This is a genomic window from Streptomyces hirsutus, assembly GCF_001418415.1.
GTDB classification, from domain to species: Bacteria; Actinomycetota; Actinomycetes; order Streptomycetales; family Streptomycetaceae; genus Streptomyces; species Streptomyces hirsutus.
In genome coordinates this window covers 1-18221 of record NZ_LIQT01000171.1, presented here as the reverse complement: position 1 = coordinate 18221, position 18221 = coordinate 1, and the positions used below count along the sequence as shown (strand labels likewise).

The window sequence follows — 18221 nt, the reverse complement described above, 5'->3', positions numbered from 1 at the left end:
GCGCTCGGCCCCTCCTTCCCACCCGTCACCCGCCACCGCCCTACCCGACGAGCTGCGCTCGGCCCCTCCTTCTCGAGTCCTCGTCCTCAACTCCGGTTCCTCGTCGGTGAAGTACCAGCTGCTGGACATGAGCGACAGCAGTCGGCTCGCGTCCGGCCTGGTCGAGCGGATCGGCGAGCGGACCTCGCTGGTACGGCACACGCCGTCGGCCTCGGGCGAGCCCAGGGAGCGGACCGGACCGGTCGCGGACCACGAGGCCGCCCTGAAGGCGATGGCCGACGAGCTGGCCGCCGACGGCTTGGGGCTGGACTCCCCCGAGCTGGCCGCGATCGGGCACCGGGTGGTGCACGGCGGGATGCACTTCACCGAGCCGACCGTCATCGACGAAGCGGTCCTCGCCGAGATCGAGCGGCTCATCCCGGTCGCCCCGCTGCACAACCCGGCCAACCTGACGGGCATCCGCACCGCGATGGCGCTGCGCCCGGACCTGCCGCAGGTCGCCGTCTTCGACACCTCCTTCCACACCACGATGCCGGAGTCGGCCGCCCGCTACGCGATCGACGTGCGGACCGCCGACGAGCACCGGGTCCGCCGCTACGGCTTCCACGGCACCTCGCACGCGTACGTGTCCCGTCGGACGGCCCGGCTGCTCGGGAAGGCGCCCGAGGACGTGAACGTCATCGTGCTGCACCTGGGCAACGGGGCGTCGGCCTCGGCGGTGCGGGGCGGAAGGTGCGTGGACACCTCGATGGGGCTGACGCCCTTGGAAGGGCTCGTGATGGGTACCCGGTCGGGAGACGTGGATCCCGCCGTCATCTTCCATTTGACGCGCGTTGGCGGAATGTCCGTCGACGAGATCGACACTCTTCTCAACAAGAAGAGCGGTCTGGTCGGCCTGTGCGGTGACAACGACATGCGTGAGATCCGCCGCCGGGTCGACGCGGGCGACGAAGAGGCGAAGCTCGCGTTCGACATCTACATTCACCGTCTGAAGAAGTACATCGGCGCCTATTACGCCGTTCTCGGCCGGGTGGACGCGGTGGCGTTCACCGCCGGGGTCGGCGAGAACGCCGCACCGGTGCGGGAGGCCGCCGTGGCGGGCCTGGCGGGGCTGGGCCTGGAGGTCGACGCCGAGCGCAACGGCGCGCGCGGCACCGGACCGCGGCTCGTCTCGCCCGAGGGTGCGCGGGTCGCGGTCGCCGTGGTACCGACGGACGAGGAAATGGAGATCGCCACACAGACCTATGCACTGGTCGGAAAGCGCAATTGAGCAGTCGCTTCCTCATGTGTACCTTCCGCCAGACGGAATATTCCGGAGCGAAACAAACCGATAGGATCGCCCCATGCGCCGTTCCAAAATCGTCTGTACTCTCGGCCCCGCGGTCGACTCCCACGAGCAGCTCGTCGCCCTGATCGAAGCCGGCATGAACGTGGCCCGCTTCAACTTCAGCCACGGCTCGCACGCCGAGCACCAGGGCCGGTACGAGAGGGTCCGTGCCGCCGCCAAGGAGACGGGCAGGGCCATCGGCGTCCTCGCCGACCTCCAGGGCCCGAAGATCCGGCTGGAGACCTTCGCCGAGGGTCCCGTCGAGCTGGTACGCGGTGACGAGTTCACCATCACCACCGAGGACGTCCCGGGCGACCGGACGATCTGCGGGACGACCTACAAGGGCCTGCCCGGTGACGTCTCCCGCGGCGACCAGGTGCTGATCAACGACGGCAACGTCGAGCTGAAGGTGCTGGACGTCGAGGGCTGCCGGGTCAGGACGATCGTCATCGAGGGCGGCGTCATCTCCGACCACAAGGGCATCAACCTGCCCGGCACGGCCGTGAACGTGCCAGCGCTGTCCGAGAAGGACGTCGAGGACCTGCGGTTCGCGCTGCGCATGGGCTGCGACATGGTCGCCCTGTCCTTCGTCCGGGACGCCAAGGACGTCGCCGACGTCCACCGCGTGATGGACGAGGAGGGCCGCCGGGTGCCCGTCATCGCCAAGGTGGAGAAGCCGCAGGCGGTGGAGAACATGGAGGACGTCGTGATGGCGTTCGACGGTGTGATGGTCGCCCGCGGCGACCTCGCCGTCGAGTATCCGCTCGAGAAGGTCCCGATGGTGCAGAAGCGCCTGATCGAGCTCTGCCGGCGCAACGCGAAGCCGGTGATCGTGGCGACCCAGATGATGGAGTCGATGATCACCAACTCCCGTCCGACCCGCGCCGAGGCCTCCGACGTGGCCAACGCGATCCTGGACGGCGCGGACGCGGTCATGCTGTCGGCCGAGTCGAGCGTGGGCGCGTACCCGATCGAGACCGTGCGGACGATGTCGAAGATCGTCCAGGCGGCCGAGCAGGAGCTGCTGTCCAAGGGCCTGCAGCCGCTGGTGCCCGGCAAGAAGCCGCGCACGCAGGGCGGTTCGGTGGCCCGTGCCGCCGCCGAGATCGCCGACTTCCTCGGCGGCAAGGGCCTGGTGGCCTTCACCCAGTCCGGCGACACCGCCCGCCGGCTGTCCCGCTACCGCGCCATCCAGCCGATCCTGGCGTTCACCACGGACGAATACACCCGCAACCAGCTCACGCTCAGCTGGGGCGTGGAGCCGTACGTCGTGCCGTTCGTGAACAGCACGGACGAGATGGTCGACCTGGTCCAGCAGGAGCTGGTCCGGCTGCACCGCTTCGACGAGGGCGACATCGTGGTGATCACCGCCGGCTCCCCGCCCGGCGTCCCCGGCACCACCAACATGGTCCGCGTCCACCACATGGGCGGCCCCACCGGCTGACCCGGACCGCGCGTGCACGGACGCCGAGGGCGCCCCCTGGGAGAACAGGGGGCGCCCTCGGTGTTTTCCGCGGCTCACGGAACGGATGTCACGGGTGCTCGGCCGGATGTCCCGGCCGGCACTCAGTCGATGTACTGGCGCAGCCCGGGTATGTGCAGTGTTCCGCCGAACTGGCCGGCCTGCTGGACCGTCACATCCGTGAAGTAGATCAGGGGGATGTTGAGCGGCGGCGGGTTCTCCGGGTCGAAGGTGACCGGTATCAGCCCGAGCAGCTTGCCCGAGATGCTCTCCGTGTACATCACGGTGTCGCCGTCGCGGATGGTGGACGTCGACCCCTTGGCCGCCTGCACGTGGTGGGTCCTGCCGGACTGCTTGTCCTCGACCGTCTGGTGCAGGTCGCCGATGTCGGTGCCGTTGGAGACGACGTACTTCAGGACCTTCTTGGTCTTGCCGCTCGCGGTCCGCACCTCGACGATGCCCTGGTAGTCGGCGCCCTTCAGCGTCAGCGAGCTGGCGTTCAGGAACCACGGGTCCTCGGGCAGCAGGATCTCGTTGTCGACTCCGCCCTCGGCGTCGGTGGCGACCGGGCAGTCGTCGACGTCGGTCGTGGCGCTCGCGGACGGGCTCGGCGAGGCGGTGGCCTCCGGGGTCGCGGTGGCCTCGTCGGCCTCCGCGGCGGGCTCCTCCGCCTCCTCCGCCTTCCCGGCTGCCTCGTCCGCGGTGCCGGCGGGCTCCTCGGCGGCGCCCCCGGCGGCTTCGGCGTTCTTCCCGGTGGTCTCCTCCGCCGTGTCCGCCTCGTCCTCGGTGGAGCTGCCCGCGGCGGACGCGGAGGCCGACGGGGTGGGGCTCGCGGCCGCCTCGTCGGTCTTCTTGTCCTTCGGGGTGAAGAGGTCGGTGAGGGCGTCGCCGACCTTCTCCAGCGCGTTGCGGTCGGTCTCCGAGGGGGACGGCTCGGGCTCCTCGGCCCCGTCGTCGCCGGAGGCTTCGGAGGTGGCGGGCGCGGCCTCGTCCTTGCCGTCCTCGTCGTCAGAACCTGAATTCGGCGAAGAGGACGAATTCTTGGAGGAGGAGTTCTTGTCCGTGCCCGCGTCCGTACCGGAGTCCTCGGCCGCGTCGCCGCCGGCGGAGGACGAGGGGTCCGGTTCCGTGGCGGGAACCTCCTCGTCCGGGGAGGCCGTGTCGCTCGCCGACGCGGACGGGCCGGCCGAGGAGGACGCGTTCTCCTCGGTGTCCTCCAGCACTGCCAAGCAGTCCTTGTACTCGTCGGCGGTCAGGCTCCTGGACTTCGGCTGCTCGTCGGCCTGGGCCAGCGTCGGCGTGAACCCCATGCCCATCAGGACCGCGGTCGGCATCGCCGCGAGGGCGATCGCCTTCCCGGCCGGCATGTGGAACCTGGTGAACAGCGGCTTCCGGGGGGCCGCGTGGCGCGGCCCTCTTCTGTCCGGGGTCAGGGCCGCGGCGACGCTCCGGTCTCGCATCTCGTCAGCTGACACGGTGGCCCCTGTCACGGTCCTCGGTCCGGGCGTCGTCCGCCTCCCCGAGGTCGCCGGCCTCGTACGGAGGGTGCTGCCGCCCCGCCTCGCCCGCGGTGCCCTCGGGCGTGCCCCGGGGAACGTCCTTGCGAGCACCGTTGCCGGACGGCCCGCCGAAGAACTTCCAGCGCCCGCCCGGCTCGGTCTGCGGCTTGTCCGGCACCCAGGCGAGGGACAGCGCACCGCCGATCATCGCGAGCAGGTAGCCGACGACGAAGCCACCTATGTTGGAGACCACGAGGGACACCAGGGCCAGAAGGATCGACGCCACACCGGCGAAGATCCGGGTGGCCTGCTGGAACCACATGGTCAGACCCAGCGTGATCAGCAGGACACCGATGATCAGAGAGCCCGCGCCGGCGGTCGTCGCCATGGCGAGCGACATGTGGCCCAGCTGCAGCGTGGCATAGGGGAAGTAGGCGATGGGCACCCCGCCGAGCAGGGTGAACAAGCCCGCCCAGAAAGGCCGGTGGCCCCGCCAGTCACGGAATCGCAGACGCAGCCGGGTGAAAGTCCCGGTGCTCTGGACCGGAGTCTCGGCACTCATGGAATACAGCTCCCTGGTCCGGTGAAGTTACCTACCGGCTCGGCCTGGGGGTGGAGAAGCCGGAAGGTCTGAGTCTGTGCGAACGCCCGGGTACGAAGCACCGGGCTGGGTGTGCGGGGCGGAGAAGCGAAGCTTCTCCGCCCCACTCGGCCGCTCAGCCGGCCGAGGACGTCTCCGGAGCGGAGACCGTCAGTAGCACTCCATCTTGGGGTCCCCGCCCAGACGCATCTTCAGACCGCTGAGCTTGAACGTACCGGCCGTGGTCGCCCACGCCGTCTGCTTGACCCCGTAGAGGTCGGCCGACTCCGCCTGCTGGGCGAAGCCGCCCGGCAGAGTGGTGGCCCCGTCCTTGTTCGCGGGGCCGCGCGTCTTGTCCTTGATCGCGACACCGATGTCGATGTTCTTGAACTCCGCGTCGGCGTCGAGCTGAGCGACGTCGATGTAGAGGTTCTTGGCCACGACCGGGTTCTTCTTGTCGTTGCCCGCCTCGAGACGAAGGTAGACCGTCCCTACGAGGGGGACCTCCGTCTTGACCGACTGGCACATCCTGGTGATGGTCGCGTCGTCGAACGACGATATAGCGACCGGGACCTGCGTCTTCTTGTCGCCCTTGGTCGACGTGTAGACGGTGTCGATGCCGCCGTACTGGGCGAAGCCCTCACCGTGCAGGTGATCGGCCGTCACCTTGAACTGCTGGCCGGAGACGCTGAACGACGCCGCGAGGGCGCCCTGCGCCAGGCCGATGCCCACCGCGGCCGTGGCGACCACACTGGGCACCATGACCACGGCGAACCGCTTCCATCTCGTCCCGCCACGCACCTGGGACTCCATATTTCCTCCTTCTCGGACGTACATCTCCTGCTCCGACGCACCGCCAGTCGGCGAACGGCCGGGCAGGGATGGGAGAAGCACTACGTCCTCGGGAAGGAGAGCGCCGCGCTCGGCAGCGCACGAAGCGCCCGAATCACCGGCGATCACCCCCGAGCGACAACCACTGGTCGCGCCTGACACACATCACGCACAACCTGCCGGACAGGCTTCGCCGGACGGGCGAAGACCCCCCTGTCCAAGAACCGGCTCCACTGCCACCGGTTCCGCTCGGTGGGGACCCAGGAGCGCCCGCGTCCCGACCGGATGTCGGGCACGGGCAAGGGACCGAGCGTCGCCGATCGTGGTGCATTCTCGCCGCCCGCACAAGGGGCTTCATTACTTGCCAGTAACGACCGGATGACCGAGGGGCGACCCGCCGGCACCGGACGGCGACCCTGGGTGCCCTGGAGGGGGTCCGCAAAGCAGTTGATCGGTGGACAGAATCCGACAGACCACCGCGGGTGACTTACTCGCAGTAACAGCGGCCGCGATTGCCAAGTTTTGGCAAAGCGCGGCCGCATCGGCCTCCGTCGGCCATTCCTTCACCGGGGCATCACTCGTCCGGAAACCGCCTTTCGGCGACCGGAAACCAGGTGCCCGCCCCGTTCAGAACAGGGCGCGCGCCAGCGCCCGGCGCGCGGCGACGACCCGCGGGTCGTCGGCCCCGACCACCTCGAACAGCTCCAGCAGCCGCACCCGTACGGCATCGCGGTCGTCGCCCGCCGTACGCCCCACCGTCTCGATGAGCCGGCCGAAGGCGTCCTCGACATGACCGCCCACCAGGTCCAGGTCGGCGGCGGTGATCTGCGCCTCGACGTCCTTGGGGTTTCCGGCGGCGTTCGCACGCACCTGCTGCGGGTCCAGACCCTGCACCCGGTGGAGCAGTTCGGCCTGGGCGAGACCCAGCTGGGCCTCCGGGTTGCCCGGGTCGTCGGTGAGCACGTTCTTGTAGGCCTGGATCGCACCGCCCAGGTCACCGGCGTCCAGCGCCTGCACCGCGGCCTCGAGCAGGGCGTCGTACGGGCCGACGGGCTCCTCGGCCTCCGGGGCGGCACCGCCGCCCCCGGGCACGGCGTCGGGGTCGACGGTGAGTCCGGTCAGACCGAAACGCTCCTCGGCGACCTGCACCAACTGGTCCAGGGTCTGGCGGATCTGCGCCTCGCCCGCGGCGCCCTGGAAGAGCGGCAGCGCCTGTCCGGCCACCACCGCGAAGACCGCCGGGATCCCCTGGATCCCGAACTGCTGCATCAGCATCTGGTTGGCGTCGACGTCGATCTTGGCGAGGAGGAAGCGCCCGTTGTACTCGACGGCGAGCCGCTCCAGGACGGGGCTCAACTGCTTGCAGGGCTCGCACCACTCGGCCCAGAAGTCGATGACGACCGGGACCTCGGCGGACCGCTGCAGAATGTCGCTCTCGAAGCCGGCTTCGTCGACGTCGATGACGAGGTCGGCCGGGGAGACGGCGCCCCCGCCACCCTGCCGGACCGCTTCCGCGCGGGCCTGCTCCGCCTTCGTCTTGGCCTCTTGGGCCGCCTTCACCGCGGCGAGGTCGACGACTCCGCTCATGGACATGTTCCGTGGCTGCATGCGTCTATCCTCCCCCGTACCCCGCGTGTCTGTGAAAAGCGCCCGAAAACCCGGATGTCCGGGTGTTGTTGGTCGCCGTACTGTCGGGCGTCGGGTCCCCACCCCACGCCGGTGGTCGTCGCTCGAGCGCGTCGGCCTCCGAGTGACCCCACGCTTTCGCTACGAGCCGTAGCGTAATACGGGGCGGGGCGTACGGGACGGCCCGCCCCGGTGATCTCCCTCACGGGAACCCGGGCGGGCACGGGTACGCGGGCGGGCACGGGTACGCGGGAACGCACGGGCGCGCGGTCACGGGAGCGCGCACAGGGAGGCCGGTTATGGTCGTGCGATGCAGAGCCGCACGCCCGCCAGCCGCACCGGACGCCCGCGCAGTGCCGCCGCCGACGCCGCGATCCTGGCCGCGACGCGGGAGGCGCTGGTCGAGCTGGGGTGGTCCAAGCTCACTCTGGGCGACGTCGCGAGCCGCGCGGGGGTCGCCAAGACGACCCTCTACCGGCGCTGGGCGGGCAAGAACGAACTGGTCGTGGACGCGGTCGCCGAGCTCTTCGACGAACTCGAACTCCCCGACCGCGGCAGCCTCGCCGCGGACGTCGAGGGCGTGGTCCTGCAGTTCGCGGCGCTGCTGTCCCGCCCGGAGGCCAGAAGCGGGCTGATGGCGGTGGTCGCGGAGTCCACCCTCGACGAGGCGCTGCGCGAACGCATCCGCGTCTCGATCGTCGAGCGGCAGAAGCGCCTGGTCCACACCGGCCGGGCGCGCGCCCAGCACCGGGGCGAGCTGCCGCCCGAGCCGGATCCGGACGAGGCGGCCCGCACCGTGGGCCTGATCTTCGACATGGTGGCCGGTGCGGTGGTGCACCGCACGCTGGTCAGCGGACAGCCGGTGGACGAGGAGTGGCTGCACGGTTTCACCCGGGTCCTGCTGTCGGGCCTGGTCACGGCCGGCACCGGCCCGTAGCGGGAGACGCCCCGCCGCCGGGCCGGGTCCGTGCGCCGTTCGGCCGTCCCGCCGTCCGTCCGGCCACCCGTCCGTTCGGTCGTCCGGTCAGAAGCCCGGGGGCTCCGTGTACACCCCCCACTCGTCCCGCAGCGCGTCGCAGATCTCGCCCAGGGTGGCCTCGGCGCGCACGGCGTCCAGCATCGGCCCGATCATGTTGGCGCCGGAGCGGGCCGCGTCGAGCATGGCGGTCAGGGCCGTGCGCACCGCCGTGTCGTCGCGGGCGGCCTTGCGCTCGCCGAGGGTGCGCACCTGCTCGCGTTCCACCTCGTGGCTGACCCGCAGGATCTCCAGGTCTCCGGTGACCGAGCCGGTGTGGACGTTGACGCCGACGACCTTCTTGTCGTCCTTCTCCAGGGACTGCTGGTAGCGGAACGCCGCCTCGGCGATCTCGCCGGTGAACCAGCCGTCCTCGATGCCGCGCAGGATCCCGGAGGTGATGGGGCCGATCGGGTGCTGCCCGTCGGGGTGGGCGCGCAGGCCCCGCTCCTTGATCTGCTCGAAGATCCTCTCCGCGTCCGCCTCGATCCGGTCCGTCAGCTGTTCGACGAACCAGGAACCGCCGAGCGGATCGGCCACGTTGGCGACGCCGGTCTCCTCCATGAGCACCTGCTGGGTGCGCAGGGCGATCTCGGCGGCCTGCTCGCTGGGCAGCGCGAGCGTCTCGTCCAGGGCGTTGGTGTGCAGGGAGTTGGTCCCGCCGAGCACGGCGGCGAGCGCCTCGACGGCGGTGCGCACGACGTTGTTGTACGGCTGCTGGGCGGTCAGCGAGACGCCCGCGGTCTGGGTGTGGAACCGCAGCCACTGCGCCTTCTCGCTCCTGGCGCCGTACACGTCCCGCATCCAGCGGGCCCAGATGCGGCGCGCGGCGCGGAACTTGGCGATCTCCTCGAAGAAGTCGAGGTGTGCGTCGAAGAAGAAGGACAGGCCGGGGGCGAACACGTCCACGTCGAGTCCGCGGCTGAGTCCCAGTTCCACGTACCCGAAGCCGTCCGCGAGCGTGTACGCCAGCTCCTGGGCGGCCGTCGACCCGGCCTCGCGGATGTGGTAGCCGGAGACGGAGAGCGGCTTGTAGGCGGGGATGCCGGCCGCGCAGTGCTCCATCAGGTCGCCGATGAGGCGCAGATGCGGCTCGGGCTGGAAGAGCCACTCCTTCTGGGCGATGTACTCCTTGAAGATGTCCGTCTGCAGCGTGCCGTTGAGCACGGCGGGGTCCACGCCCTGGCGCTCGGCGGCGACGAGGTACATGCAGAAGACGGGCACGGCCGGCCCGCTGATCGTCATCGAGGTCGTCACGTCCCCGAGCGGGATGTCCTTGAACAGGACCTCCATGTCGGCGGCCGAGTCGATGGCCACCCCGCAGTGCCCGACCTCGCCCAGGGAGCGCGGGTCGTCGGAGTCGCGTCCCATGAGCGTGGGCATGTCGAAGGCGACGGACAGTCCGCCGCCGCCGTTGCCCAGGATCATCTTGTAGCGCTCGTTGGTCTGCTCGGCGTTCCCGAACCCGGCGAACTGCCGGATCGTCCAGGTACGCCCCCGGTAGCCGGTCGGATACAGGCCGCGGGTGAAGGGGTACTCCCCCGGCCAGCCGATCCGCTCGAACCCCTCGTAGGCGTCGCCGGGCCGGGGCCCGTACACCGGCTCCACGGGGTCGCCGGAGAGCGTGGTGAAGTCTGCGTCGCGCTTGCGCGCGGCGTCGTACCGGGCCTGCCAGCGACGGCGGCCCTCCTCGATGGCGTCAGCGTCCATACCCTCGAATTTACTTGGACGTCCTAGTAAATGTCGATGGCTGGCCGCCGCACGCTGCTCCGTACGGCGGGAGGGCCCGGCGATGACGCGGGACCGTGGGCCCCGCGGTGACACCCGGTGGTTACGCCTCGGCGGTCGCGGGCGCGTCGGCGGCGACCGCCGGCTCCAGCTCGCGGGAGATCCTGCGCTCGACGAAGAACGCGGCCGTCGGGACGGTCCCGGCCAGCAGCACCCAGATCTGCTTCTTGACCGGCCACTTCAGCTTGGAGCCGAGGTCGAAGGCGAAAATCAGGTACAGGACGTACAGCCAGCCGTGGGCGATGCTGACGACCTGCGTGAAGTCGGCCGCGCCGCCCATGTCGAGCAGGTACTTGCCGACCATTCCGAAGGTCAGCAGAACCAGCAGGACACCAGTGACGTAGGCCATGACCCGGTAGCGGGTCAGCACGCTTCGCTTCATGAAGCCGAGCGTAACGGTCCCTTCCGGCGGCTCCCGGTCCGACCCCCCAGTGCCGTTGGTCACCCTTCTTCGAAGTCCCCGGCGGCGAGGCGCAGCGGCCGGAGCATCGCGAACAGCTCGGTGCACTCCGCGGCGTCGTAGGCGCCGAGGCCGAAGTCCATCGCCATCAGGTCGCGGGTGGCCGCCTCGACGACCTCGCGGCCCTTTTCGGTGATGCTCGCGAGGGTGCCGCGGCCGTCGTTGGGGTTGGGGCGCTTGTCGACCAGGCCCGAGCGCACCAGCCGGTCCACGGTGTTCGTCACGGACGTGGGGTGCACCATGAGCCGCTCGCCGATCTTGGACATCGGCAGCTCGCCGGACTTCGAGAAGGTCAGCAGCACCAGCGCCTCGTAGCGCGCGAAGGTGAGCCCGTACGGCTTGACGACCGCGTCGACCTCGGCCAGCAGGATCTGGTGGGCGCGCATGACCGAGGTGATCGCGGCCATGGACGGCACGCTCCCCCAGCGCTGCTTCCAGAGTTCGTCGGCGCGGGCGATGGGATCGAACGAGAGACTGAGCGGCTTCGGCACGCAGCAGACCCTACCGGCCGGTCATATGCCGGTCAGCTCCGTCTCGCCCTTCGATCGGGGCCTGCGCGACACCCCACCGTTGAGCGTTCGCTCAAAACGACGTACGCTCCCCGTCGCAGCGTTTGAGCGTTCGCTCAAACACGCTGATGGCAGGGGGCCGACATGAGGCTGTACAGAGAGACGCGGGTCCGCGCGGATCTCGACGAGCTGTGGACGCGCACCCAGGACCCGGCCGAGCACCGGCGCTGGGACCTGCGCTTCACCGAGATCCGTCACCTCCCGCACACCGGGGGCGAGTCCCAGCACTTCCGCTACGCCACGCGCGTGCTGCCGTTCCTCACCCTCGCCGGCACCGGTGTCTCGGCCGGTGAGAAGGAGCGCCCGGACGGCACCCGCACCTCCGCGCTCCGCTTCTCCTGCCCGCACCCGCTGTCCCTGCTCGCGGACGGCAGCGGCTATTGGCGTTATGTCCCCGACGGGGACGGAGTGCGTTTCCTGACCGGGTACGACTACCGGCCCCGCTGGGGTGCCGTCGGCGTGCTCGCGGACCGGCTGGTGCTGCGGCCCCTGATGGGCTGGGCGACGGCCTGGTCCTTCGACCGGCTGCGGATCTGGCTGGAGCACGGTGTCACCCCCGAGCGCGCCCGCCGCAACTGGCTGACGGGCCTGACGCTCCGGGCGGCGGTGATCACCGCCGCCGGCACCGTCCTCGCCCTGAGGCCGGTCGCCCTGCTCGGCTCCGCGGGAGCCTTCCTGTCCCCGCTGCTCCTCATGGCGGCGATCGCCGCCGCGCTCCTCGTCCCGCCACCGGCCCGCACCCCGGCCGCCCGCCGCTGTCTGCGCACCCCGCCGGACCCGGTCCGGCCGCCGCTGCTGCTGCTGCGCACCCTGGAGACCCCGCGATGACCTCGATCTTCCGCACCGTGATGGGCGCCGACTTCGACCGCCTCCACCCCGCGCTGCGACGCCGCTTCTCCGTCGGCCTGACGAGCGGCGAGGCCTGTACGGGCCACGGCGTGATGGACCGCGTCTGGCACGGCGGCGCCTTCGTGAAGCCGTTCCTGGCGCTCGGCGCGACCCGGCACATCCTGGTCCCCCGGCAGGGCCGGCACGTCCCCTTCACCATCGAGAACGTGCCGTACACCGACGGCTTCGGCCGTGAGACGGTGACCTTCGTGCGCATCTTCCGGCTGCCCGGCCGCCCCCGCCGCTTCGACGCCCAGATGGTGCTGGGCCCCCGGGGCGACCGCATCGTCGACTACCTCGGCACCCACCAGCATCTCGCCACCGACCTCCGCCTCCGCGCGGAACCCGATGGTTCCCTGCTGATCCGCTCGGGCGAGCACCGCTTCCGGGAGGGGCCGGTGGACGTGCGCGTGCCCGAGCTCATCGGCGCGAGGGCCGAGGTGCGCGAGTCCTACGACGAACGCGCCGGCCGCTTCCGGATCCGGGTCGACGTCACCAACCGCCGCTTCGGGCCGCTCTTCGGCTACGAGGGTTCCTTCACCGCCGTCTACAGCGACATCCGCGCGTGCGGGGTGCGCCCCGGTCTGCGTCCGGTCCGTGAGGAGCCGCGCGCGTGAGTCCCGCCGACAGCACCAGGACGAAGCTGCTGGAGGGCGCCCTGCGCACGCTCGCCGAACAGGGCATCGCCAAGGCCTCGGCGCGGGCGATCGCGACGACGGCCGGGGTCAACCAGGCGCTGGTCTTCTACCATTTCGGCTCGGTGGACGAACTGCTCTCCGCCGCCTGCCGCCACGGGGCCGAACAGCGGGTCGCCCGCTACCGCACCCGCCTCGCGGAGGTCGACTCCCTCACGGAACTCCTCGCCTTCGGGCGGGAGATGCACGACGAGGAGCGCGCCGCGGGCCAAGTGGCCCTGCTCGGGCAGCTGCTGGCCGGCGCACAGACCCACGACAGCCTGAAGGCGGCGACGTCGGCGGGGCTCGAGCTGTGGATCGTGGAAATCGAGAAGGTTCTCGAACGGGTGCTGCCCGGAACCCCGTTCGGTGAGTTCACCGACTCCGGCGGACTCGCCCGCGCGGTGGCGGCGTCCTTCGTGGGCCTCGAACTGTACGAGGGGGTGGATCCGGCGGGGGCGGGTGCGGCGCTGGACGCCCTGGAGCAGCTCGGGATCCTCGTCGCCGCCCTGGACGGCCTCGGCCCGGTCGCCCACCGCGCGGTACGCCATCACCTGCGCCGCACGGCCGGGCGCGGGTGAGGCACGGGTGAGGCGCGGGTGAGGCGCGGGTGAGGCGCGGGTGAGGCGCGGGTGAGGCGCGGGGGCGCGGGGCGCCGCTGACGCTCCGCGCCCCCTCGCCGTACTACGCGCTCCCGTCCGCGCCCCGGCCCAGGTGCCGCTCGACGGTGTCGACCTTGGAGGTGAGTCCGTCCTCGACCCCGGGCCGGATGTCCGCCTTGAGGACCAGGGAGACCCGCGGGGCCCGCGCCTCGACCGCCGCCACGGCGCGCTTCACGACGTCCATCACCTCGTCCCAGTCGCCCTCGACCGAGGTGAACATGGCGTCGGTGCGGTTCGGCAGCCCGGACTCGCGGACCACCCGCACGGCGTCGGCGACGTACTCCCCCACGTCCTCGCCGACGCCGAGCGGCGTCACGGAGAAGGCGACGATCACGCGCCCACGACCCCTTCTTCCTTGCGGGCACGGGACGCGATCACCGCGTCCTCGGTCTCCCGCTTGAGCCGGCGCTCGGCGAAGAAGCCGCCGGTGGGCAGGACCGACATCAGGAAGTAGAAGGCGGCGGTCTTCAGGGGCCACTTGGCGCGGTTCCACGCGTCGGCCCAGAAGAGCACGTACACGACGAAGAGGAATCCGTGGATCGCGCCCAGCGCCGGGACGGCGTTGAACTCCGTGGTCCGCTTCAGGACCGAGGCCACGAGCAGCAGCAGGAACGAGATCGCCTCGGGGCCCGATACCAGGCGGAGGCGGCGGAGGGCACTGGCGGTCTTGAGGTCCACGGATCACCTTCGGTGGGAGAGACAGCGGTGTCTACGAGTCGTACCGGACCCGGGGGCCCGGTGTCCTGCGCCTGACGCTTTGTGAACGCGCGCACAAGCGTTCACCCATTGTGGCAAACAGCATCCGCGATCACCGGAGGGGGTCCGGGTCCGACACGGCCGGCCGTCCACTCGCACGCCCGTACCGCCCTCCCCCGCCGGCGGCGTGTCCGGCACGACCGGCGCGGCCCCTGGGGGGATCGTCAGGGGGATCTCCCCCGACAGGACCTGTTCCGGGGACGGAGCTGCGGTTAACGTCACACACGTGGCGATGTTCCGACTCCAGAGCAGCAAGGTGCTCGCCGTCGAGATGACCGGGGACGCCGTGAAGGCGAAGAACGGCTCGATGGTCGCGTACGACGGCGACATGGCGTTCAAGAAGCTCAGCGGCGGCGGGGACGGCATCCGGGGGATGGTGACCCGGCGGCTGACCGGTGAGCAGATGACGGTGATGGAGGTGAAGGGGCGCGGGGTCTGCTGGTTCGCGGACCGGGCCTCCGAGATCAATCTGGTGGGCCTTCAGGGGGACACCCTCTACGTGGAGTCGAGCAACCTGCTGGCGACCGACGGCGGCCTGCGCACGGGAACCGAGTTCACCGGCCTGCGCGGCGCCTCGCAGGGCAACGGGCTGTTCACGACCACCGTCGAGGGCCACGGCCAGGCGGCGATCATGTCGGACGGTCCCGCGGTGGTCCTCCGGGTCGCCCCGCAGTACCCGCTGACCGTCGACCCCGGCGCCTATGTGGCCCACCAGGGGAGACTTCGCCAGTCCCTCCAGTCCGGGGTGACGTTCCGCACACTGCTCGGGGAGGGCGGCGGCGAGGCGTTCCAGATGCGGTTCGAGGGCGACGGGCTGGTGTACGTCCAGCCCAGCGAGCGGAACACGATCGCGGGAGACGTCTGACATGCCCTTCCAGGAGATCAACTCGAAGGTCGTCGAGGCGACCGTGGTGCCCGGTCAGCGACTGTTCAGCCAGCGCGGCGCGATGCTCGCCTACCGGGGCGAGGTCGGCTTCACCCCCAACACGATGGGCGGCCAGGGCGGGCTCCGGTCGATGATCGGCCGGCGGGTGGCGGGCGAGGACACGCCCCTGATGACCGTCGAGGGCAACGGCACGGTCCTGTTCGGGCACGGCGGCCACCACATCCAGGTGATCAACCTCTCCGGGGACACCCTGTACGTCGAGGCGGACCGCCTGCTGGCGTTCGAGGGCACGCTGGAGCAGGGCACGATGTTCCTGGGCTCGCAGGGCGGGGTGATGGGCATGGTCCGGGGCCAGGTCTCCGGGCAGGGCCTGTTCACCACCACGCTCAAGGGGCACGGCTCCGTGGCGGTCATGGCGCACGGGGGCGTGATCGAGATCCCGATCACCCCGCAGCGCCCGATCCACGTCGACCCGCAGGCCTACGTCGCCCATCACGGCGACGTCCGCAACAAGCTGTCCACCGCGCTCGGCTGGCGGGACATGGTGGGGCGCGGCTCCGGCGAGGCGTTCCAGCTGGAGCTCAGCGGCAGCGGCGCGGTGTTCGTCCAGGCGTCGGAGGAGAAGCTGTGAGCCCCTACGGAACCCCGGGCGCCGGTCCGCAGCCCGGCGTCACGGTCTTCGACCCGACGACCCTGCCGTCCGACGACAACGTCGATCACTACACCTTCTGCGTGCAGCTCGCCGGGAGCCGGTGGTTCCTGCAGAAGGGGAAGATGATCGCCTACTACGGCACGATCGAGTTCAACGGCATCGGGCACGGCCGACTCGACCGACTTGTCCGTACGTCGTTCCATTCGCCTCTGCACGCGAGCGACTGGGTCGTGGCGGAGGGCTCGGGCAAGATGCTCCTCGCCGACCGGGCGTTCGATGTGAATGCGTATGACCTCGAGGACGGCAATCTGACCATTCGCTCGGGCAATCTGCTCGCTTTTCAGCCAAGTCTGTCGCTGAAGCAGTCGATCGTGCCGGGTTTCCTGACGCTCATCGGAACCGGAAAGTTCGTGGCCGCCTCGAACGGCCCTGTGGTGTTCATGGAACCCCCGCTCCGGGTGGACCCGCAGGCGCTGGTCGGGTGGGCGGACTGCCCCTCCCCGTGCCACCACTACGACCACGGGTACATGACCGGCGTCATGGGCGGTCTACGTGCGCTGACGGGCCTCGGCGGGGTCTCCGGCGAGGAGCACCAGTTCGAGTTCGTCGGGGCCGGCACCGTACTGCTGCAGTCGTCCGAGTCGCTGATGCCGGAGCAGGCCACGGGGGCCACTCCGCAGCAGGCGGGAGTACCCGGCGGCGGGGGGTCCGGAGCGCACGGACAGGGCGCGGGGGCACCGCGCCTTCCCGGACAGCTGGGCGACCTCCAACGTCGCTTCGGGCTGTGAGCGGTAGTCTGCGGAGTGTGACATCGAACGCGTGCACGCCGTCGCCGTCACAGAGAACCCTTCGCTAGTTCGTCTTTCAACTTCTTAGGTAGACTTCATTCATGGAGACCGAGACGGCCACACGCTGGCTGACCAATGCGGAGCAGTGCGCCTGGCGCACCCACCTGGAGGTCAACAGGCTGTTGACGTATCAGCTCGAGAAGGATCTGCAGCCCTTCGGCCTGACAATGAACGACTACGAGATTCTGGTGAACCTCTCCGAGTCGGAGGACCGCCGGATGCGGATGAGCGACCTCGCCGCCGCCACCCTCCAGTCCAAGAGCCGCCTCTCGCACCAGGTCACCCGTTTGGAGAACGCGGACCTGGTCCGGCGGAAGAACTGCGAGTCCGACCGGCGCGGCCTCTTCGCCGTCCTCACCGACCACGGCATGGAGACCATGCAGAAGGTCTCGCCCCATCACGTGGCGTCGGTGCGCCGGCACTTCATCGACCTGCTCTCCCCCGAGACCCTCGGCGAGCTGGACAAGGCCCTGAAGCCCATCGCGGAACACCTGCGCGGAGAACGCGGGCGTTTCTGACCCGGTGCCCCCGCTCCGGCCCCGCCCCTGAGGGACGGGACCGAGGCGGCCGGCCGGTGAGGGAGCTCAGGCGAGCGGCAGGCGGAGTTCGAACAGGGCTCCGCCCGAGGGGGCCGCACCGGCCGTGAGCGTCCCCCCGTGCCGTACCGCGACGTCCCGCGCGATGGCGAGACCCAGACCGGCCCCGCCGTCGTCGCGGCTGCGGGCGGCGTCCAGCCGGACGAACCGCTCGAAGATCCGCTCCCGGTCGGCCTCGGCCACCCCGTCGCCGTCGTCCGCGACCGCGAGCACCGCCCGGTCGCCCTCCCGCCGCACGCTCACCGAGACCGTCTCGCGGGCGTGCCGGCGTCCGTTGTCGAGCAGGTTGCCGAGCACCCGGGCCAGCTGCCCCCGTGACCCGGCCACCTCCGCCGACTCCACGTCCACGGTCACCCCCGTCCGTCCCGCCGCCTCCTCGCGGGCCAGCGCGGCCAGGTCGACCCGCGCGTCGACGGGCCGCTCCCCCGCGTCCAGCCGGGCGAGCAGCAGCAGGTCGGCGGCGAGGTGCTGGAGCCGCACGGTGTCCTCGACGGCGCCGTCCAGGTCGAGGAGTTCGGGGTGGGCGGCGGCCACCTCCAGCTGGGTGCGCAGGGAGGCGATCGGGCTGCGCAGCTCGTGCGAGGCGTCGGCGACGAACCGCCGCTGCCGCTCCACGGACGTCTCCAGGGCGGCGAGCGTCTCGTTGGTGGTGCGGGCGAGCCGCGCGATCTCGTCGTGGGTCCCCGGTTCCGGGACCCGGCGCTTGAGGTCCTCGGACGCGGTGATCGCGGCCATCTCCTCGCGGATGCCGGCGACCGGACGCAGGGCACGCCCGGTGATCACCCAGGTCATCCCGGCGACCAGCGCCGCCAGCAGCGGGAAGCCGATCAGCATCACGGTCAGCGCGGTGCGTACGGCGCTGTGCTCGGCGGCCAGCGGGGCGCCCGCGGAGACGGTGAGCAGGCCCCGGTCGTGGGTCTGCACGTCGACGGCCGCGAAGCGGTAGTCCGCCGTGTCGTCGTCCATGGTCGCGGCACCGCTGCTGAAGGTGGTCTGCCGGCCGGTCTCTCCGGGGGCGAGGGAGGGTTCGGACTCCTCGTCCTCCGGCGTGCTCTGACTACGGGGCGTCTCGGTGTCCTCGTCGTCGTCCTCGTCGTCCTCG

20 protein-coding genes are annotated in these 18221 nt (G+C 70.8%); 10 read left to right on the top strand and 10 right to left on the bottom strand.

Annotation, left to right across the window (positions count from 1 at the left end):
- Positions 1-52 precede the first annotated feature (52 nt).
- Both AOK11_RS13640 and pyk read left to right on the top strand, forming a co-directional pair.
- Positions 53-1270: an acetate kinase gene (locus AOK11_RS13640; protein WP_055593965.1), complete on the top strand. Its 1218-nt coding sequence runs from the start codon at positions 53-55 to the stop codon at positions 1268-1270.
- A gap of 73 nt (positions 1271-1343) precedes the next feature.
- Positions 1344-2771, top strand: a complete 1428-nt coding sequence (gene pyk / locus AOK11_RS13635) for a pyruvate kinase (protein ID WP_055593964.1) — start codon at positions 1344-1346, stop codon at positions 2769-2771.
- Positions 2772-2893: 122 nt separating this feature from the next.
- Here the strand turns inward: pyk and AOK11_RS13630 are convergent, their stop codons facing one another.
- The 4 genes from AOK11_RS13630 to AOK11_RS13615 form a co-directional block, all read right to left on the bottom strand.
- Positions 2894-4249 (bottom strand): hypothetical protein, encoded by a 1356-nt coding sequence (locus AOK11_RS13630; RefSeq protein WP_055593963.1) that lies wholly within the window; start codon positions 4247-4249, stop codon positions 2894-2896.
- 4 nt (positions 4250-4253) lie between these two features.
- The gene (locus AOK11_RS13625; protein WP_055593962.1) at positions 4254-4850 is read right to left on the bottom strand and encodes a DUF6114 domain-containing protein; all 597 of its coding nucleotides are present in this window, start codon (positions 4848-4850) and stop codon (positions 4254-4256) included.
- 189 nt (positions 4851-5039) lie between these two features.
- Positions 5040-5681 (bottom strand): DUF6230 family protein, encoded by a 642-nt coding sequence (locus tag AOK11_RS13620; RefSeq protein WP_055593961.1) that lies wholly within the window; start codon positions 5679-5681, stop codon positions 5040-5042.
- A gap of 645 nt (positions 5682-6326) precedes the next feature.
- Positions 6327-7307, bottom strand: coding sequence for a tetratricopeptide repeat protein (locus AOK11_RS13615; protein WP_055593960.1), 981 nt, complete (start codon positions 7305-7307; stop codon positions 6327-6329).
- 328 nt (positions 7308-7635) lie between these two features.
- Between AOK11_RS13615 and AOK11_RS13610 the strand changes: the two genes are divergently transcribed.
- Entirely contained in the window at positions 7636-8262 is a 627-nt protein-coding gene (locus AOK11_RS13610; RefSeq protein WP_055593959.1) for a TetR/AcrR family transcriptional regulator, read from the top strand.
- A gap of 87 nt (positions 8263-8349) precedes the next feature.
- On the opposite strand, the gene AOK11_RS13605 is transcribed toward AOK11_RS13610, so the two are convergent.
- The 3 genes from AOK11_RS13605 to AOK11_RS13595 form a co-directional block, all read right to left on the bottom strand.
- Positions 8350-10050, bottom strand: coding sequence for a coenzyme B12-dependent isobutyryl-CoA mutase large subunit (locus tag AOK11_RS13605; RefSeq protein ID WP_055593958.1), 1701 nt, complete (start codon positions 10048-10050; stop codon positions 8350-8352).
- Positions 10051-10171: 121 nt separating this feature from the next.
- A complete protein-coding gene (locus AOK11_RS13600; protein WP_055593957.1) occupies positions 10172-10510 on the bottom strand; it encodes a DUF3817 domain-containing protein in 339 nt (112 codons plus the stop codon).
- 59 nt (positions 10511-10569) lie between these two features.
- Complete coding sequence (locus AOK11_RS13595; RefSeq protein ID WP_055593956.1) at positions 10570-11079, bottom strand: MarR family winged helix-turn-helix transcriptional regulator; 510 nt, start codon at positions 11077-11079, stop codon at positions 10570-10572.
- 162 nt (positions 11080-11241) lie between these two features.
- Here AOK11_RS13595 and AOK11_RS13590 point away from each other — a divergent pair, with 162 nt between their 5' ends.
- From AOK11_RS13590 to AOK11_RS13580, 3 genes are read left to right on the top strand one after another with little or no spacing between them, the layout of a single operon-like run.
- Entirely contained in the window at positions 11242-11985 is a 744-nt protein-coding gene (locus tag AOK11_RS13590) for a hypothetical protein (protein WP_055593955.1), read from the top strand.
- Positions 11982-12662 carry a DUF4166 domain-containing protein gene (locus AOK11_RS13585; protein ID WP_055593954.1) on the top strand — a complete coding sequence of 227 codons (681 nt, stop codon included), beginning with the start codon at positions 11982-11984 and terminating at the stop codon, positions 12660-12662. The genes AOK11_RS13590 and AOK11_RS13585 overlap by 4 nt, the downstream gene beginning before the upstream one ends.
- Positions 12659-13300 carry a TetR/AcrR family transcriptional regulator gene (locus AOK11_RS13580; RefSeq protein WP_055593953.1) on the top strand — a complete coding sequence of 214 codons (642 nt, stop codon included), beginning with the start codon at positions 12659-12661 and terminating at the stop codon, positions 13298-13300. The genes AOK11_RS13585 and AOK11_RS13580 overlap by 4 nt, the downstream gene beginning before the upstream one ends.
- 103 nt (positions 13301-13403) lie before the next feature.
- On the opposite strand, the gene AOK11_RS13575 is transcribed toward AOK11_RS13580, so the two are convergent.
- Both AOK11_RS13575 and AOK11_RS13570 read right to left on the bottom strand, forming a co-directional pair.
- Positions 13404-13715 carry an MTH1187 family thiamine-binding protein gene (locus AOK11_RS13575; protein ID WP_055593952.1) on the bottom strand — a complete coding sequence of 104 codons (312 nt, stop codon included), beginning with the start codon at positions 13713-13715 and terminating at the stop codon, positions 13404-13406.
- Positions 13712-14059: a DUF3817 domain-containing protein gene (locus AOK11_RS13570; protein WP_055593951.1), complete on the bottom strand. Its 348-nt coding sequence runs from the start codon at positions 14057-14059 to the stop codon at positions 13712-13714. The genes AOK11_RS13575 and AOK11_RS13570 overlap by 4 nt, the downstream gene beginning before the upstream one ends.
- 310 nt (positions 14060-14369) lie before the next feature.
- On the opposite strand from AOK11_RS13570, the gene AOK11_RS13565 reads away from it, so the two are divergent.
- The 4 genes from AOK11_RS13565 to AOK11_RS13550 all read left to right on the top strand — a co-directional run bounded on the left by AOK11_RS13565 (position 14370) and on the right by AOK11_RS13550 (position 17041).
- Complete coding sequence (locus tag AOK11_RS13565) at positions 14370-15002, top strand: AIM24 family protein (RefSeq protein ID WP_055593950.1); 633 nt, start codon at positions 14370-14372, stop codon at positions 15000-15002.
- 1 nt (position 15003) lies between these two features.
- Positions 15004-15654, top strand: a complete 651-nt coding sequence (locus AOK11_RS13560; RefSeq protein WP_055593949.1) for an AIM24 family protein — start codon at positions 15004-15006, stop codon at positions 15652-15654.
- A complete protein-coding gene (locus AOK11_RS13555; protein ID WP_055593948.1) occupies positions 15651-16463 on the top strand; it encodes an AIM24 family protein in 813 nt (270 codons plus the stop codon). Before AOK11_RS13560 ends, AOK11_RS13555 begins: the two co-directional genes overlap by 4 nt.
- A gap of 101 nt (positions 16464-16564) precedes the next feature.
- A complete protein-coding gene (locus AOK11_RS13550) occupies positions 16565-17041 on the top strand; it encodes a MarR family winged helix-turn-helix transcriptional regulator (RefSeq protein WP_055593947.1) in 477 nt (158 codons plus the stop codon).
- A 66-nt stretch (positions 17042-17107) separates the two neighbouring features.
- Here the strand turns inward: AOK11_RS13550 and AOK11_RS13545 are convergent.
- Positions 17108-18221, bottom strand: a 1114-nt coding sequence (locus AOK11_RS13545; protein ID WP_055593946.1) for a sensor histidine kinase, incomplete at its 5' end; no start/stop codon positions are given.

Excerpts from the sequence above, each read along its gene's own strand:
- pyk (WP_055593964.1), top strand. The coding sequence starts at position 1,344 with ATGCGCCGTTCCAAAATCGTCTGTACTCTCGGCCCCGCGGTCGACTCC.
- AOK11_RS13630 (WP_055593963.1), bottom strand. The coding sequence starts at position 4,249 with ATGCGAGACCGGAGCGTCGCCGCGGCCCTGACCCCGGACAGAAGAGGG.
- AOK11_RS13625 (WP_055593962.1), bottom strand. The coding sequence starts at position 4,850 with ATGAGTGCCGAGACTCCGGTCCAGAGCACCGGGACTTTCACCCGGCTG.
- AOK11_RS13620 (WP_055593961.1), bottom strand. The coding sequence starts at position 5,681 with ATGGAGTCCCAGGTGCGTGGCGGGACGAGATGGAAGCGGTTCGCCGTG.
- AOK11_RS13615 (WP_055593960.1), bottom strand. The coding sequence starts at position 7,307 with ATGCAGCCACGGAACATGTCCATGAGCGGAGTCGTCGACCTCGCCGCG.
- AOK11_RS13610 (WP_055593959.1), top strand. The coding sequence starts at position 7,636 with ATGCAGAGCCGCACGCCCGCCAGCCGCACCGGACGCCCGCGCAGTGCC.
- AOK11_RS13605 (WP_055593958.1), bottom strand. The coding sequence starts at position 10,050 with ATGGACGCTGACGCCATCGAGGAGGGCCGCCGTCGCTGGCAGGCCCGG.
- AOK11_RS13600 (WP_055593957.1), bottom strand. The coding sequence starts at position 10,510 with ATGAAGCGAAGCGTGCTGACCCGCTACCGGGTCATGGCCTACGTCACT.
- AOK11_RS13590 (WP_055593955.1), top strand. The coding sequence starts at position 11,242 with ATGAGGCTGTACAGAGAGACGCGGGTCCGCGCGGATCTCGACGAGCTG.
- AOK11_RS13585 (WP_055593954.1), top strand. The coding sequence starts at position 11,982 with ATGACCTCGATCTTCCGCACCGTGATGGGCGCCGACTTCGACCGCCTC.
- AOK11_RS13565 (WP_055593950.1), top strand. The coding sequence starts at position 14,370 with ATGTTCCGACTCCAGAGCAGCAAGGTGCTCGCCGTCGAGATGACCGGG.
- AOK11_RS13560 (WP_055593949.1), top strand. The coding sequence starts at position 15,004 with ATGCCCTTCCAGGAGATCAACTCGAAGGTCGTCGAGGCGACCGTGGTG.
- AOK11_RS13550 (WP_055593947.1), top strand. The coding sequence starts at position 16,565 with ATGGAGACCGAGACGGCCACACGCTGGCTGACCAATGCGGAGCAGTGC.